A 16,612-nucleotide genomic window follows, 5' to 3' on the forward strand; every position below is an offset into this window, starting at 1 on the left:
ACACAACGTGTTGGTTTATGACATAGGTTGTGTGTAGAATTTGATAAAACGAACGAAATGCAAATAACATGTTTAGACACCAAGGGAAGAGTAGAACATTAAAACATAACCTACGGCTGGCCTCGATTTTGTCTTTTGTTTCTGGAATTGTAAATGTTACCGGCTTTTTAGAATTTAAGCAACTGACTACAAACGTGACAGGTCATTTTGCACTCTTTATGAATGATGTTTCCAATTTTGAATTTTGGAAAGGGACAGTTTATTTTTTGTATATTTTTTCATTCCTTTTTGGTTCTTTTTCATCAAGTTTCCTAATCGAAAAACTGAAAGAAAATAAAAAACTGAATGTTTTTGTTTTACCCACACTAATTGAATGTCTCATTTTATCATCAATTGCGATCATAAGCAATACTGGTGAACTAAAATATCCTGATCTCATTGTCTGTCTGTTACTTTTTGCAATGGGACATCAAAACTCCTTTGTGACAAAAATTTCAAATGCTGTCGTAAGAACAACCCACTTAACAGGACTGTTCACAGATTTAGGAATTGAATTATCACAACTTTTCTTTCCTGAATATCATCCCCATAGGGAAAAAATTAAAGCGACTATAAAACTTCGCATGTATATAATTTGCTTCTTTTTCCTTGGCGGAATAATCGGCGGATTTCTTTACTCAAGACTTGACTTGAGATTAAACACGCTTATTTTAGGAGTGGTCATTTTAGTAATAAGTTTATTCTATGATGATATAAGGTATAAATTAATAGCTACGAAGAGAAAATATAAACAACGAAAAATGGTACACCATAGCCATTAAGTAATTACTTGCGCTTGCCTAGCCCTTAATAAGCTTAGCGCAACATTTCTAAAAGTGCTAAATAGCACCCCTACTCATAATCGAGACCGTTATCTATCAAACTACCCCGATTCGATAACATACTTCACAGACCGAATAATGCTTTCCTGCCGGTTTTTAAAAGGATGTATTTATACGTTTTAGGCTCAAAAACTCCTGAATTTCATACATCTATCTTTTAAATCAATTAAAAATCTGCTAGATTAGTAATATTAGTAATAATTTAAACCAAAACCCGAAGATTACTGTTTTCATCAAAATATAATTTATCAAACTCTCTTTCTGTAATATTCAATAAAGTTGATAATTCTGACTTTGAATATTCTAAATCATTTAAATGTAAGTCAATAATTTCTCGAACTAATTTAGCTTTTTCTACAGGAATAAAAACCGGTTCCTTTTTTCTATAACCCAAATAGCTCATTTGTTTCCATAAATAATGATACTGATTTTGAGTAATAAGAGATAATTGTTTATAAGATTTGAATAAAATAGCTTGCATTGAAACTTTCCAATATCTTTTTAATTCAGCAAGCTTTTCTATAGTAATCTTTACTAAATGAGGTTTTATTTCTCTACTCGGAATAAGTAACTCACTAGCAAACAAATGTGCTTCATCTTCAACATCACGACTTTCATCAATTTTTTGAGCAAAGTGCATAATTAAATGTCCAAGTTCGTGAGCCAAATTAAATCTATGTCTATCACCAGACATAGATTTATTTACAAAAATAACAGGGATCCCAGATTGAGTAAAAACACTCAATCCGTCTAATTTACCCAAGTCCAAAGGAATAACAACTATTCCATTATCTTCAATTAATTTAGTAAGATTTTCAATACGTCCTCTAGGTACCTTCCAAAATTCTCTAATATAATTGGCACATATTTCTGGGCTTCCATCAAAATTACAATTCCATTTAGGCAAATTTGGTTCAGGTAGTTCAATGGAACTAACCATTTTTTCTAAATGCCACTCCAAAATGGTCATTTTAGATTGCTGTTTTCTTACTTCTTTTTGTGGTAAAGTAATTTTTTTTCGATAATGCCCTGAAATTAAATGAACATCCTTTTTTTGATAAAAAAAGTTTACTGGATAATTTAAAATAGTAGCAAACCGTTCAACTAAATCATCATCTATAGATAAAAATTCATTTTCGATTTTTGAAAGTGTTCCTTGCTTAATGCCCAATTTAAGAGATAAATCTTTTTGACTTAGACCTCTTGAATCTCGAGCCAACTTTAATATTTCTCTATTTATTTCCAAAACTATATTTTAGTTATTATCTGTTCCTGTTTCTTTGTCTTTATTTTTACCGAGTCCTTTCTTTAAACGAACTCTTTTTTCTATTATTTTATGCGCATCATTTCTACTTGGATCAAAATCAATAGAAAACTGTTCATAAGAATATTTTCCCGCTTCATCATACCATTCCAAAACATCACCATTCCAGCAAGCTAGATAAATACCACTGAGACTTGTCCAAGCTTGATCGGGAATGTATCCAGCAAATAGAAAAGTTGGTTCATCTAGGAATCCAATAATTCTCTGCTGTCCTAAATATTTTTTATGTTGAGGAGTTAAATAAGAAGAAACAGCAAAATTTTTATTCATCTTCTTAAATCGGACAAATAATTCATCATTGACATTTATTCCGAAAACCTTATTGAATTCACCAACTTGAAGATTATCACGTTCCGAAAATAATTCAAGTGTGTTTGCTCTAATCATATCGTGAATTATACAAGCTTTTGTTCTTGGTTTAAAATCAACGAATGAAGTAATTTCGCTACTAACGAACTCATTTACTTTTATAAAATCATTGAATCCTTTTTCTATACATTGAACTAATTCTGAATGGAACGGTTCAATAATTTCTTTAGAATCCTGTAGAGAGCGAATTTTTCTATCCATTATATTATATTTTACAGAACAAATATATTTCATTTTTCCAATAATTAATAAAAAATATTCCAAATTTTTTAAAAAAAATATTCCTAAAATAAAAAAACACACATAAGACACTACAAAACAAACACCTGGATGACTTATTAATCTAAGAACTAGGGTATATTTGGTGAACCACCAAATCTTGTGATTTTCATTTAACATAAAATACAATCGCAAAACACAAGAGTTTTAGCACTTGATGTGGCGGTAAAATTAACTCATAATTTTACTCTACTTTTAATACCCCCTAATCACCAAACAAACCCGATTCAATAACTACTCCACCGCTCCCGTTATGGTTTTTGCGCCGGTTTTTAAAAGAATGTTTTTACGGTGTGTTTCTACCGTGTTGACTGAACTAAAAAGCTGTTCCTGAAATCTCTTTAGAAGTGAGCTCCGCTCCCAACAGCTTTAATACTTCTTTTTCCCACGGATAAATCTTTATAATTTTTAATAATTATAAAAAATCCGTTAGAATAGTACTTTACAAAAAGGATATTATATAATTTATTGGGTTATCCGTTAGTTGTAGATAATTTGGTATTTTGGTTTATTATTTGTATATTTATTAGAAACTGTGTAGTTACATAAGTAATGGAAAAAGTTAGATTAGAAAATATCAATAAAAAGTATTTATCAGGAAAGGATAAATCTGAATCTGAAAAAGCAGTAGCTGAGTTTAGAGTTATTGAGGATAGAAATGACTTATCCTTATTGGAATGGATTGCAGCACAAGGCACAAAAAAAGGATTTGAAAGAGCAAAAAAAGTTGCTCACGAAATAATTATTGTTCAAAACGGAAAACTTATCCGAAAAAGACCTGGTAAACCTAACCAAGTCATTTCTAAATTAGAAGAAGAAAGACAGGTTGTTGTTGGAAAAACTACTTCTCTTTAAAAATTTGGAATAAAATAAATGCAAAATAAAAGATTAAGAATGTTTGCTGGACCCAATGGTTCTGGAAAAAGCACTGTATTCAATGAAATTAAGGAACAGTACGATTTCGATTTGGGCATTTATTTAAACGCAGATGAAATTGAAAAAAAACTAAAGAAGAAAAATTCAATTGCTATTTCTGATTACAATCTTTCAGTAAACATTGGAAACAAATTTAATGACTTTATTTCTTCCCATTCGCTTTTTAAAAAAGCAAAAAATGATGGATATAAGATAGATTTGACTTTCAAAAATGGGTTGATCATAAATCCAAATTCACAAACTCATTCTTACGAAGCATCAATTTTAACTGACTTTCTACGACAAGAATTAATTAAATCAGGACAAAAACTATCTTTTGAAACGGTAATGTCTCATCCATCCAAAATAGAAACTCTTAAATTCTCGAGAGAAAATGATTATAAGAATTACCTGTATTTTATATCAACTGAAAACGTAAAAATTAATAAATCACGAGTAGAAGAAAGAGTACTAAATGGAGGTCATCCAGTTCCTCCGATAAAAATAGAGGAAAGATATTACAGAAGTTTAGAGATGCTACAAGAAGCAATAAAATCTACCTATAGAACATTTATCTTTGATAATAGCGAGAGTAAATCTAGATTAATTCTTGATATTCACAAAGCTAAAACTGTAACATATAGGAGTGAAAGAATTCCAAAATGGGTTGATAAATATTGTTTAGGTATCAATTAAAAAACAGCAGACAAGTCGTATAAAATCAGGGTTCTACTCACGTAATTAATCTTATAAACTCGTTTTGTAATCTTAGACATATCTATCCTTGGCTAAATTGAGTTCCTAATCACCAAACAAGCCCGATTCGATAGCATATTTTACCGCTCCCGTTGTGGTTTTTTCAACCGTTTTTAAAAGGATGTTTTTACGGTGTGTTTCTACCGTATTGACTGAACTAAAAAACTGTTCTGAAATTTCCTTAGAAGTTAGCCCCTCTCCCAACAGCTTTTATACTTCTTTTTACCGCGGAGCAAGCTCGATGTTTTTTAAGATCATCAAAAATAGTTAGATTAGTATTTTATAAAATAGATATAACATAAATTGTTGTGTTATAAGTACGTAGACGTGCATTAGAAATGAGCATATTCACAGAAAATAAAATATATCCAGAGGAAGAGACTCCATTGAAGGAACACTTCTCGGAATTTTACGATTCAGTTTATGTAGCATCCTTGCCATTTTTCCGAATAGAAAATGAAACTAAATCGAAATCTTTTAAAGCATCTGAAAAAATAACTGTGGAGCAAGCAAAAGCGGAAATGAAAGAATTAAAATCGCTTAAACTTGAGAACGTAGAAATTTTCACTTCAAACAAAGATTATCCGAAAGAAAAAGAGATTTATGAAAATGGAGTTCTAATCAAATGGAAAGAAATCGTTTCCAATACAGAGTTATCCGATAGCATAGAATTGAATAGAGCCTTAAAAACATCTATTGGAGCCTATAAAAAGAAACTTGAACGACAAGATTTACTAAAAACCTTAAATCATTATACAGATTTAGAGAAAATTTGGCACCCATCAGAAGGCGGATTCGATTTGTTTACAAAAAAAAAGATTTACCAAGCGTTTAAGAACTTCAATAAAGATATAATCATAATAGTAGACGAATTCTTTGAGAACACAGTTGAACTTGATTTGACAAAGCTTTCGGAATATGAATTTATTGACAAAATAGATTATAAAGACTATTATATTTACTCATCTGACCGAGAAATTCTATTCACAATCGAATGGGATAGTTATTTCTGTTTAGTGGCAGTTGATAAAAACAAAATTGAATATATAGAAAACCACTTTGAAGGATTCATTGCAGATGAAAAAACCACTCATTTGTGGGATTGGTAAAAAAGAGAAATAAATAATATTCTGAATTCAAATATAACAGCCGAAAGAAAACCTTGGTGGAAAAGAACTATGGAATAAAAACGTGTTAACACCGGTAACCGTTGCACAAGTCCGTGATTTCTATAAAAACCTATTTATCTAAACCGCTTTTAAGCGGTTTTCTAGTTTTATACCCTTGATACACTTGGGAAGTTCACATAGGTTAGCAACGCTTTAAATGCTACTAGCGGGGTTGTTTTTAGTCTAAAATACAAGCCAAGCATCCCTGACCTACTTTTCACCGATTTTTAAAAGGATGTTTTTACGGTGTGCTTCAATTGTGTTGACTGAACTAAAAAACTGTTCTGAAATTTCTTTGGAACTCAGCTCCCAACAACTTTAATACTTCTTTTTACCGCGGAGCAAGCTCGATGTTTTTTAAGATCATCAAAAATAGTTAGATTAGTATTTTATAAAATAGATATAGCACAACTTTTGTTCTGTTATACGTACGTTGCCAGTACTATGAAAAAAATTCCGTTAATATTAATAATTCTGACTTTTTTTGGTTGTAATCAAAAAGAGAAAAACCTCAATTTAGCTAAGACGGATACTAAACTTACCGAGAAAAATGAAACGATTTTTTGGATTGATACAATTGCAAATGGCAAATTCTTGAAAATCTACTCAAAACCTAAAAATGATTGGCAAAATTTGACAGCTGAATTTGGAAACAAAACCAAAAAACATAAAATTGACTTAAAAACTGATGAATACGAAATGCTCGGAATTCCATTCACTAATCAAATTGAGTGGATTACTGAAAAGAGTTTTGCTTTATTAAATGGTTGCGGAACAAATTGTAGATATGTATTGATTTTTAATACAGAATCGAAAAAACCAATCGTAATGCCAATCGAATATTATCCCGAGATAAAATATGCAGATTACAAAACAGACAATCCGAATTTATATATTGCAGTTGAGCAAAACAATGATAATTCTTTAAATCTAAAAATTATCGAAACAGACAGTCAGAAAAAGGAAAAAGTAAATTTACCAAAAGACTGGAATCGTGGAAGCGGTCAAATCTATGATATTGTTGATAAAATTGAAATTAAGAATTCCAAAATTAAGATTGTCCAATACCAAGAAAACGGAATAAAAAAGGAACTGAATAAATTATTAACACTAAAATAAATACTACTGGCAATAATGATTATAAGTAATTGCTTGTTCTAGCCTACTTCTGAAAATCCTCACGGATTTTCAATTCAGTGTGTACCTGCCTACCGGCAGGCAGGCTTGCAAAGTTAAGTGTTAACCCACGCAACTACTCCGTGAGATCAAAAAATAGATCATTGAACCCGGCGATAAATACGATGCTTAACTAGCGGATTGGAATGCCAAAGATGATTATCTAAACAAGGATAAAACAAATACCTTTTTCAGACTTAAAATCTATTTCTATAAAGGACTACTCAAAGCCACAAGGCTGAAAAAAAATCCTGCAAAGAACGACAGTCTATTCAAAAATAAAATTACTTTTGCAATCGAAAAATTAAAAAAATGACAATGGACGAAGGCCCGTATCCTAGTAAATTAAAGTATTAACAATTCTGTAAGGGCTTCGTGTTTCCTTGCAGAATAAAAATGTAAGGAGACATCATCATGATTAAAATTTTCAAAACATTCGGTGGCTATGTTGAAATCAACGAACCACAAAAAAGTTGTTGGATTAATGTAACAAATCCTACATCAGGCGAAATTAATCAACTTAGAATTGATTATGGATTGCCAACTGACCTGATAAATGACATTTTAGACCAAGACGAACGACCACGTATTGAATTTGATGATGACTGGACTTTGATAATTCTACGCATTCCAGTCGAAGTTAGAAACAATGGAGTTCCATTTCATACCATTCCATTAGGTATTTTTATAACAAGAAGCTTCACTCTAACTTTGTGTTTGCAAGACAATGAAGTGTTGCCAATCATACAACCGTCTCCATTTCGAGACCAATACAAAGAAATTACCGACAGTATTAATTTTATACTTCGACTATTTCTTCGTTCGGGAAATTTATATCTGCGTTTCTTAAAACAAATAAATCAAATGACTTCAATGATTGAACAAGACCTTGAAAAATCAATTAAAAACAAGGAATTGAATAAATTATTGAAAATGGAAAAGTGTTTGGTTTATTTTATTACTTCAATTAAAGCAAATGAAATTGTTTTGGCAAAACTTCGTAATTCAAAAAAGATAACCACCCAAATCAACGAAGACTTGTTGGAAGACGCATTCATTGAAAATAAACAAGCACGTGAAATGGCACAGATTTATTCGGACATTCAAAGTGGAATGATGGATGCTTTTGCTTCGGTAATATCTAACAATTTGAATGTTGTAATGAAGCAATTGACACTTATTTCGATTATATTAATGATACCGACTTTGATAGCAAGTATGTTTGGGATGAACGTTCCAAATTTTATGGAAGATTCATTATGGGCAATGCCTTCAATAATTTTAGGTTCGTTGATTTTATCGATCTTGGGAGTAATTTTATTTCGAAGAAGACAATGGCTTTAATGACTAATAAACAAAGCCCAGTGGCTAACATCGGTAGTCGTTGCACACCCCTTTAACTAGTTAAAAACACATTCATTTAAACCGCTTTTAAGCGGTTTTTTTGTCTTATACAATCTCTAAATCAGATAGATAAAGTCTCTTTAGAATGGACTTATATTCCTGATTTAAGGCTTTGTAATCTTTAAATACAAGCTGAGCATCACTACCCCACTTTTCACCCGTTTTTAAAAGTATTTTACGATGTACGTCCAATCTACTAACTGAACTAAAAAACTGTCCTGAAATCTCTTTAGAAGTCAGCTCCGCTCCCAACAGCTTTAATACTTCTTTTTCCCGCGGAGCAAGCTCGATGCTTTTTAAGATCATAAAAAAATAGTTAGATTCGTATTTTATAAAATAGATATAACACAACTTGTGGTGTTATACGTACGTTAGCGGTCATTAAAACCGAGACTTTTAACCAAATGATAAATTAAGCAAACTCAAATTTCCCCAACTTGCAATAATGAAAAAACTGATAGAATATATTTTACAATTTGGAATTTTGAATTCGCAACAAATTAAACTGATTGAAAAAAAAGTAACTGAATTAGAACTCAGAAAAGATGAGTATTTTTCAGAAGCAGGTAAAACACCAAAACAAGTTGCATTCGTAGTAGAGGGTATTTTTAGAGGTTGTTATTATAATAATAAAGGAGAAGAAATAACACGTTGTTTTATTCAAGAAAAAAGTATAATGTGTGATTATGTGAATTTTGAAGCTAACGCCATTTCTTCCGATTACCTACAGGCTTGTACCGATTGTAAGCTTATTGTTTTTTCAAGGCAAGCTTGGGAAGAACTTTCAAACATTATTGTGGGATGGGACGCTATTAAAAGTAAGATGGTTCAAATTTGTATGTATCAAAAATCTAGAAAAAATCCAGTAATTTCTCAAGATGCTACAACACGTTATTTGGAGTTTATAGAAAACTATCCCTCATTAGTTAATCGCATTCCTTTAACCTATATAGCATCTTACTTAGGTGTAACGCAACAATCTTTAAGTAGAATCAGAAAAAACATCAGCTAAAATTGCTTTTTACCATTTGGTAAAACAACTCTTTTTTAATCGATAGAACTTTGCATCATCATTAAAAAAGAAATAAAATGAAGAAAGTATTAATCACAGGAGCCAACAAAGGAATTGGCTTTGCCACAGCTAAATTATTATTGCAAAAAGGGTATTACGTTTATCTCGGTAGCAGAAGTATCCAAAATGGTGCTTCCGCTGTTGATAAATTGAAAGCAGAAGGTTTAGCCAATGTTGAGTGCATTCAAATTGACGTAACAGATGACAATTCAGTTAAAACAGCTAGTGAAAAAATTGATGTTTTAGATATCTTAATAAACAATGCGGGTATCAATGGAGGAAATGATCCATACACCGCTTTAGAAGCCACACCAGCAGAATTTCAAGCGGCATTTAATGTCAATGTAATAGGAACATCAAGGGTTACCCAAGCATTTATCGATTTACTTAAAAAATCCGAAGAACCTCGAATTGTAAATTTAAGTACAAGTGTCGGTTCTCTTGCCTTACAAAGTGACCCAAACTGGCCAGCTTACAACTATGCTAAATATGCCGTTTATGCAGCTTCTAAAGCCGCTTTAAATATGTACACGATTCATTTAGCTTACGAACTTCGTGATACAAATTTTAAAGTAAATGCTGTTTGTCCAGGATTAACTGCTACAGATTTCACGTTTGGAAATGGCGGAGAAGCGGAAACAGCAGCTAGAAGAGTTGTAAAGTATGCTACAATTGACCAAAATGGGCCAACAGGAAAATTCTTTAGTGAAGAAACAAATCCTAAAACGGAGGAAATTGACTGGTAATAAAAAAAAGAATAATAACGAACCGCTAACAATGTATATAAAAAATAGCAGAAAAGAGGTAAACACTTAGTTTATTCCTTTTCTGCTATCTTTGTTTTACACTGAAAATTAGTGGCTATAAATCTGCTACTTTTCATATACTAACCGTTGTGCAACATACCCAAAAACCAATGAAAGGAATATTTACAATAGTCTGTTTAGGACTCATAATTTTAGGTTGTTCAGAGAAAAATAATAAACCGAATGTAAAATCATTACTCGTTGAACAATTGAAAAACACCCACACAAATAAGGAGTGGTTTGTGCCGACAAAAAAAGCAATCGAAGGAATTACTCTTGAACAATCGAATTGGAAAGACAGCACGGAAAATCACTCGATTGGAGAATTAGTTTCTCATTTAATTTTCTGGAATGAAATGAATCTGAAAGCTTTTAAAGGAGAAAAAGTTGCAGAATTTAAAGGCGACAATAAAGAAACCTTCAAAAAGAACAACGGACAAGATTGGGAAAATGCGACAAGAAAATTAGATAGTATTCAAACTGAATGGGAAAAACTGACTGAAAACGCAACTGACGAACAAATAAGTGAGTGGAATGTTGAAATTGCGAATATGACTGCCCATACAGCATATCATACAGGACAAATAATGTATATTAGAAAGCGAAATGGTTGGTGGAAATAATGAAAAAAAATCGGGATTGAAATTAACATCTGAGAAAGTACGTTACACAACACCGGTAGTCGTGGCACAAGCCTCTAATTCTTAGAAAATCTCACTTATTTAAACCGCTTTTAAGCGGTTTTTTTGTCTTATACAATCTATAAATCAGATAGATAAAGTCTCTTTAGAATGGACTTATATTCCTGATTTAAGGTCTTTGTAATCTTTAAATATAAGCCGAGCATCCCTGTCCAACTTTTCACCCGTTTTTAAAAGTATTTTACGATATACATCCAATCTACCAACTGAACTAAAAAACTGTTCTGAAATTTCTTTGGAACTCAGCTCCGCTCCCAACAGCTTTAATACTTCTTTTTACCGCGGAGCAAGCTCGATGTTTTTAAAGATCATCAAAAATAGTTAGATTAGTATTTTATAAAATAGATATAACACAACTTTGGTTGTGTTATACGTACGTTACCCACAAGCTAAAAAACACAACGTAATTAATGAGAGTAAATAATCCTAAAATCAAAGTTGACGACTTATCAATCAATCCAACTTTAATATGTTCAATCGACCTTGAATTTGATTACTCTCTCGAAATTCCTATTTCCGTTACTGGTAAATTAATTGGAAGTAATAATCGAGTGCTTGCATTGATAAGTGAACACCAAATCAATTCCGATTATGATTATGGGTTGCGACTTTTATCAAAGGATGAAAAAGAACAATCCAGAAAAGAAAACAGACCGCATCGCAGATTTGTCCAATTAAGTGCTCAACTGACACAAATCGCTATAGAAAGCATCGAAAACCAGAGAGACAAAACTTCCGATAAGTCAATTAATTTTTCTCTTGATTTGGTAATTAAAAGTATGAGCTTGACAAAAGACATTTCAGACAACAGGTTTGAAGATTTTATCAAAATCAAAATCGCAAGAGAATATTCCAATGTAAGCATCGAACAAAGCGAATGGATAAATAAATTTTCAGAAAAATTGGGAATTGGAAAATTTATGCTTGTTGAGCTAAAGGTTCCGAATAGCGAAGTACCAGATTTTTGGAACAAATTATTTGAGCTGTTAAGGAAAAATGTGACAGATATGGAATTAAGTATTCGTTCTGGAGATTGGCAGAAAACGATGCTCTTTGCGAGAAAGTTTTTTGAGAACATTAAAATTGGAGATAAGAAAAAAGGACACAAAGAGTTTCGTGAGGAACTGAATAAAAAAATGACTGAATTGCAACACAGCGAAAAAGGAATTCAAAATCTTTACGATGGGATTTGGCAATTTTTTGAATTTACCTCAAAGTTCATTCACGACAAAGACACAGATGGTAACAATTATGAGGTTCTGCCTATTCCAAGTAAAGAGGATGCTTATTTTGTGTATGCCTTATCAGTTGGACTTTTAGGCTTATTAGGAAAAAATTTAGAATAAGAGACAAAAAAGCCAGTGTACAACAATGCTCCTATGAAAAACCCTAGTCCAGTTCTTTAAAGTTCAGTTTATTGTGTATTTACAAAATTAATTGCAAAACCGCCCAACACTTACCCCCTAATCATCAAACAAACCCGATTCGATAGCATATTTTACCGCCCCGTGTGGTTTTTTCACCCATTTTTAAAAGTATTTTACGATGTACGTCCAAATCTACTAACTAAACTAAAAAGCTGTTCTGAAATTTGGTTAGAAGTCAGTCCCTCTCCCAACAGCTTTAATACTTCTTTTTACCGCGGAGCAAGCTCGATATTTTTTAAGATCATCAAAAATAGTTAGATTAGTATTTTATAAAATAGATGAGGCTGTCTAAAAAGATGATTTTCGTCAACCTGAACGTGTTTCAGGTTCTCCTACTAAATTGATCATTAGCAGGATGAGATTCTGAATTTAATTCAGAATGACGATTTTTGACCCTTTTTATACAGCCTCCACGTACGTTGGCAACAAGCTAAAAAAAACCGAAAACAAAATGGGTAATTTGAATATAGAAATAAAAGCTAAGTCAAATAACAATTCAGAAATAAGAAAAATATTACAATCTAAAAGTGCGGATTTTAAAGGTATTGACCATCAAATTGACACATACTTTAAAACAAATGAAGGTAGATTAAAATTAAGAGAAGGAAATATTGAAAACAAACTCATTTTCTACAAAAGACAAAACAAAAAAGGTCCAAAAAAATCGGATTATATAATTTACTGTTCAGAACCGAATTCTTCTCTAAAACAGTTATTAACTATATCAAATGGAATTCTAACAATCGTAGATAAAAAAAGAGAAATATATTTCATAGATAATGTAAAATTTCAACTTGACACTGTAAAGGATTTAGGAACATTTATAGAAATTGAAGCAACTGATGTTAATAAAAATAAGAGTAAAGAAGATTTATTAAATCAATGCGAATTTTATATGGAGTTATTTAAACTATCGGAATCAGATTTAATATCAGTTTCATACAGCGATTTAATTTTGGAGAAAACAAAGCCAGTGTACAACAATGCATCCTATGAAAAACCCTAGTCCAGTTCTTTAAAGTTCAGTTTATTGTGTATTTACAAAATTACTTGCCAAACCACCCAACACTTACCCCCTAATCATCAAACAAGCCCGATTCGATAGCATATTTTATTGCTTTTTTGTACCTATCTTTAAAAGAATGGTTTTATACTTTTTAGTTCCCCAGACTACTTACCTTATCCAGGACATAAAACAAATAGCCTGGGGGCAACTTGGAAAAAAGTGTTGTTTAGTGGTTTGCTGATTTGAAAACCAAAGATTTTTTTTAAGACCAAGCATTGGAAAAAAAGATCCCTTTTCAGGCTATATCTAAAAAAAACACTATTATTATAGCTATCGTTGTAAACAAGCTGAAAACGAAAACTATGATACATTTAATTTGATCTATAATCAACGGAATAATTGTTATTTATTTTCTTTACCTGATTATTGGATTTATCTTAAAAGGAAAGAAAATATTTAAACCAAAATTTAAATTTGTTTCTATTTTTATAATGGTAATCGGAATTGTTCAAATAATTTCGGCATCTGATTCTGAGAAAAATGCAAACCAAATTTCAATAACTAAAGATTATAACAGAAAAAACAACTCAGAAATAAAACAAGTAAAATTGGAAGACAATTGGACTTTTGATATAAATATGATTGTAAAATATTCTATTGAGCAAGATGAATATATTCCAATTGAAAGTGACAGTCTTTTAACTGGACTTGTGAGCTGAAATAGCCAGTTAAGTCTGCTTCGCAATTTTTGCATTTCCCTAAACCAATATGTTGAATCATTCCTATGACACTTAATTGTAATAGTTACTTTAGCTAAAGTACTAATCTAAACGGTTTTTTGATAGTTTCAAAAGTTTTTATGGCTACTCATTTAGCCATTCTTCCTTCTATCTAGTACTAAACATCTAACTAAAAGTCTGCAAACCAATTGTGGTCTACTATAAAATGATTTTACCTGAAAAGCCCGCTAAAGACTATAAAAATTGAAAAACACTTCTCTTGATTTTTTATTAGTGAAGTTAATTGCGTTAGGTAACGTATGAATATCATAAGCTGGGTTTAGGTTCTAAATTTTTACTATTCCACGAAATCCTCTTGCGGCGTAATAGGAATCTGCGCCGTTATGATAGATAAATACTTGGCCATAACGGAAATCTCCAAAAATAGCGCCTCCTAGTTTTCTAATATGTTTAGGCGTTTCTAGCCAACTTGAAGTTTTTGTATCAAATTCATTTAAGGTTTGTAATTTTCTATAATGCTCTTCATTCATTAATTCAATTCCCATTTCGGCAGCTACTTCTTTAACACTAGCAGCAGGCTTAAATTTTTTTCTCGCTGCTAAGGCTTGCTGGTCATAACAAAGACTTCTTCTTCGTGCTGGACTTTCTTTCGAAGAATCGCAAAAAATATATTCTTTTTTATTAATATTAAAATCTAATAAATTTGGTTCCCCTCCTGTCTTTTCCATTTCATTAAGAGACCATAATTTATCTAAATTTTGTTCCAGTTTTTTTTCAACATCAGCCCAATTCAATTCTTCAAATCTTTTTTGAACCTCAAAACGAGATTTTAAAATCTCCAATATGGATTCAATTTCTTGTGCTGTTAGATTTTTATTAAAAGACATTTAATTCGTTTAAATTTAGTTCAAAAATTACTACCTCTTACCCATATGTATATAATACAATAAGTTATGCTACAATCATTTCACTTATAGTACTAATCTACCTTATTTTTTATTATTTTAAAAGCAATTGTAACTACATATATCAATTCCAAGAGTTTTTAAGGATTAGGAATGCCTGTAAATACTAAACCTTTCTTACTCTCAAATCTCCAATAGCATAAAGGCTACTATTAAAATGCTTACCGAAGAATTACTCACTAGGTATATTGTTGAGTTAAAACCCTCTTATTCAAGCGTATATTCATATAAATTTTTATGGAAAGAATTATAATCAAAAACCAAATTAAAGATGAAAATCCAATATATGATGCTAATTTTCCATAAATAAATGGCATCAGTGTAATACCTATATAGGCAAAAGCCATTTGCAGCCCCATTATTGATTCTGAATTGGTTTTTCCAAAATTGTGAGGTGTGTTGTGCAATAGGCTAGGAAATATAGGAGCACAACCAAAACCTACTAAAAAAAAGCCAGGTAAAATGCTGGCTTGAAATGGCAAAATGAGGGTTACTATCCCTAATACGATCAATCCCTGACCTAATTTTACCAATGCCTGATTATTTAATTTTAATGAAACAAAACCAGAAATAAATCTACCAATTGTTATTCCTGCATAATATATGGCTACAAATTTCGCAGCTTGTTCTGCTTTAAAATCCCTTACTAAAACAAGGTAACTCGCCCCCCATAGACCAAAGGTTGCTTCAATTGTACAATAGCAAAAGAAAACCGACAAGGCTGATTTTATTCCTGGAAGCGAAATTAATTTCATTAAAGAAAGTTTAGATTGAGACCCCCGGGAAGCTTCTTGATTTTTCGCTTTTTTACCCCATAGGGGAATAGACAATAGTAATATGAAGACCAGCCCCATTTGAACCCAGCTTACCGCGTTGTAGCCCTCTTTCCATGATTGCCCCATTGCCAAATATCTTGCCATTAGCATAGGGCCAATAGCTGCTCCAACGCCCCAGAAACAGTGTAGCCAGTTCATGTGGATCGCCCTATAGTGTAGTGCAACATAATTATTCAATGCAACGTCCACACACCCAGCTCCCAAACCTAAAGGAATAGCTAAAATACAGATGAAAATAAAATTTTCTGAATGTGCAAATCCCAGAAGAGCTAGAGCGGTCATAAGAACACTAATAGTAGTTATTTTGGCCACACCGAAACGTTGTATTAACTTTGCACTAAATAGACTGGATATAACGGTTCCCGAAGCGACTATCATCGCTATTATACCCCCATAGTGTATTGGCACATCAAAGCTGATGAACATAGAAGGCCATCCCGAACCAAGTAGGGAATCTGGTAATCCCAGACTAATGAACGCTAGATAAATTACTAGGAGTAAAAGTCGTTTCTTCATATTAGTAATCTTTATGTACAACGGCTACCATTTTGTATATAGCCTCTTGTAGTTTTAAAAGTATTTGCAGCTGCGTTTATATAAGTTCCAGTAGTTTTAAGATTAGTGCAGCCGTAAAAACTTAATCTAAATCTATCTTAAATCTCAACTATCCTAACGGCTACTATTAAAAGACTCGCTAAAAAAATACTAATCATCGTAACGGCTAATAAAGTTAATTAATAGAGCTCCTTTTTTATCACTTATTTGTTTCCATCTTTTAAAGATCGT

The 16,612-nt window shown here is 31.7% G+C and carries 19 protein-coding genes and 1 pseudogene; 13 read left to right on the forward strand and 7 right to left on the reverse strand.

What is annotated here, in order from left to right; all coding sequences use genetic code 11:
- Positions 1 to 68 precede the first annotated feature (68 nt).
- Entirely contained in the window at positions 69 to 821 is a 753-nt protein-coding gene (locus ZPR_RS06780; RefSeq protein WP_013070908.1) for a YoaK family protein, read from the forward strand.
- Between the two features lie 262 nt (positions 822 to 1,083).
- On the opposite strand, the gene ZPR_RS06785 is transcribed toward ZPR_RS06780, so the two are convergent.
- Together ZPR_RS06785 and ZPR_RS06790 are read right to left on the reverse strand one after the other, a co-directional pair.
- Complete coding sequence (locus ZPR_RS06785) at positions 1,084 to 2,127, reverse strand: XRE family transcriptional regulator (protein WP_083759745.1); 1,044 nt, start codon at positions 2,125 to 2,127, stop codon at positions 1,084 to 1,086.
- Between the two features lie 9 nt (positions 2,128 to 2,136).
- Complete coding sequence (locus tag ZPR_RS06790; RefSeq protein WP_148211673.1) at positions 2,137 to 2,775, reverse strand: hypothetical protein; 639 nt, start codon at positions 2,773 to 2,775, stop codon at positions 2,137 to 2,139.
- 630 nt (positions 2,776 to 3,405) lie between these two features.
- Here ZPR_RS06790 and ZPR_RS06795 point away from each other — a divergent pair.
- Positions 3,406 to 3,708, forward strand: a complete 303-nt coding sequence (locus ZPR_RS06795) for a hypothetical protein (protein ID WP_013070911.1) — start codon at positions 3,406 to 3,408, stop codon at positions 3,706 to 3,708.
- A gap of 18 nt (positions 3,709 to 3,726) precedes the next feature.
- Positions 3,727 to 4,464 carry an ATPase gene (locus ZPR_RS06800; protein WP_013070912.1) on the forward strand — a complete coding sequence of 246 codons (738 nt, stop codon included), beginning with the start codon at positions 3,727 to 3,729 and terminating at the stop codon, positions 4,462 to 4,464.
- Positions 4,465 to 4,569: 105 nt separating this feature from the next.
- Here ZPR_RS06800 and ZPR_RS22895 read toward each other — a convergent pair whose 3' ends face one another.
- Positions 4,570 to 4,728, reverse strand: coding sequence for a response regulator transcription factor (locus tag ZPR_RS22895; RefSeq protein WP_013070913.1), 159 nt, complete (start codon positions 4,726 to 4,728; stop codon positions 4,570 to 4,572).
- 134 nt (positions 4,729 to 4,862) lie between these two features.
- Here ZPR_RS22895 and ZPR_RS06805 point away from each other — a divergent pair, with 134 nt between their 5' ends.
- Entirely contained in the window at positions 4,863 to 5,633 is a 771-nt protein-coding gene (locus tag ZPR_RS06805; RefSeq protein WP_013070914.1) for a DUF2711 family protein, read from the forward strand.
- Positions 5,634 to 5,903: 270 nt separating this feature from the next.
- Here ZPR_RS06805 and ZPR_RS24015 read toward each other — a convergent pair whose 3' ends face one another.
- Complete coding sequence (locus ZPR_RS24015; RefSeq protein ID WP_394329743.1) at positions 5,904 to 5,999, reverse strand: LuxR C-terminal-related transcriptional regulator; 96 nt, start codon at positions 5,997 to 5,999, stop codon at positions 5,904 to 5,906.
- 138 nt (positions 6,000 to 6,137) lie between these two features.
- Here ZPR_RS24015 and ZPR_RS06810 point away from each other — a divergent pair, with 138 nt between their 5' ends.
- The 3 genes and pseudogenes from ZPR_RS06810 (at position 6,138) to ZPR_RS06815 (ending at position 8,213) form a co-directional block, all read left to right on the forward strand.
- Positions 6,138 to 6,812: a hypothetical protein gene (locus ZPR_RS06810; RefSeq protein ID WP_013070915.1), complete on the forward strand. Its 675-nt coding sequence runs from the start codon at positions 6,138 to 6,140 to the stop codon at positions 6,810 to 6,812.
- Positions 6,813 to 6,969: 157 nt separating this feature from the next.
- Positions 6,970 to 7,098: pseudogene (locus tag ZPR_RS24095) on the forward strand (IS30 family transposase); the annotation flags it as partial.
- Between the two features lie 185 nt (positions 7,099 to 7,283).
- The gene (locus ZPR_RS06815; RefSeq protein ID WP_013070916.1) at positions 7,284 to 8,213 is read left to right on the forward strand and encodes a magnesium transporter CorA family protein; all 930 of its coding nucleotides are present in this window, start codon (positions 7,284 to 7,286) and stop codon (positions 8,211 to 8,213) included.
- Positions 8,214 to 8,318: 105 nt separating this feature from the next.
- On the opposite strand, the gene ZPR_RS06820 is transcribed toward ZPR_RS06815, so the two are convergent.
- Positions 8,319 to 8,579, reverse strand: a complete 261-nt coding sequence (locus ZPR_RS06820; protein ID WP_013070917.1) for a helix-turn-helix domain-containing protein — start codon at positions 8,577 to 8,579, stop codon at positions 8,319 to 8,321.
- A gap of 139 nt (positions 8,580 to 8,718) precedes the next feature.
- Here ZPR_RS06820 and ZPR_RS06825 point away from each other — a divergent pair, with 139 nt between their 5' ends.
- From ZPR_RS06825 to ZPR_RS22460, 6 genes are all read left to right on the forward strand, one after another.
- Positions 8,719 to 9,285, forward strand: a complete 567-nt coding sequence (locus tag ZPR_RS06825) for a Crp/Fnr family transcriptional regulator (protein WP_013070918.1) — start codon at positions 8,719 to 8,721, stop codon at positions 9,283 to 9,285.
- A gap of 77 nt (positions 9,286 to 9,362) precedes the next feature.
- Positions 9,363 to 10,091 carry an SDR family NAD(P)-dependent oxidoreductase gene (locus ZPR_RS06830; protein WP_013070919.1) on the forward strand — a complete coding sequence of 243 codons (729 nt, stop codon included), beginning with the start codon at positions 9,363 to 9,365 and terminating at the stop codon, positions 10,089 to 10,091.
- 170 nt (positions 10,092 to 10,261) lie between these two features.
- Positions 10,262 to 10,774, forward strand: a complete 513-nt coding sequence (locus tag ZPR_RS06835) for a DinB family protein (RefSeq protein WP_013070920.1) — start codon at positions 10,262 to 10,264, stop codon at positions 10,772 to 10,774.
- A gap of 488 nt (positions 10,775 to 11,262) precedes the next feature.
- Positions 11,263 to 12,198 carry a hypothetical protein gene (locus ZPR_RS06840; RefSeq protein WP_013070923.1) on the forward strand — a complete coding sequence of 312 codons (936 nt, stop codon included), beginning with the start codon at positions 11,263 to 11,265 and terminating at the stop codon, positions 12,196 to 12,198.
- Positions 12,199 to 12,658: 460 nt separating this feature from the next.
- Positions 12,659 to 13,285, forward strand: coding sequence for a class IV adenylate cyclase (locus ZPR_RS06845; RefSeq protein WP_013070924.1), 627 nt, complete (start codon positions 12,659 to 12,661; stop codon positions 13,283 to 13,285).
- Between the two features lie 491 nt (positions 13,286 to 13,776).
- A complete protein-coding gene (locus tag ZPR_RS22460) occupies positions 13,777 to 14,004 on the forward strand; it encodes a hypothetical protein (protein WP_013070925.1) in 228 nt (75 codons plus the stop codon).
- Between the two features lie 347 nt (positions 14,005 to 14,351).
- On the opposite strand, the gene ZPR_RS06855 is transcribed toward ZPR_RS22460, so the two are convergent.
- Positions 14,352 to 14,912, reverse strand: a complete 561-nt coding sequence (locus ZPR_RS06855) for a DUF4256 domain-containing protein (RefSeq protein WP_013070926.1) — start codon at positions 14,910 to 14,912, stop codon at positions 14,352 to 14,354.
- A gap of 257 nt (positions 14,913 to 15,169) precedes the next feature.
- On the reverse strand, positions 15,170 to 16,342 hold the full coding sequence (locus ZPR_RS06860; protein WP_013070927.1) for an MFS transporter: 1,173 nt from the start codon (positions 16,340 to 16,342) through the stop codon (positions 15,170 to 15,172).
- Positions 16,343 to 16,612 lie beyond the last annotated feature (270 nt).

The organism is Zunongwangia profunda SM-A87 (genome assembly GCF_000023465.1).
In the GTDB taxonomy this organism is placed as follows: domain Bacteria; phylum Bacteroidota; class Bacteroidia; order Flavobacteriales; family Flavobacteriaceae; genus Zunongwangia; species Zunongwangia profunda.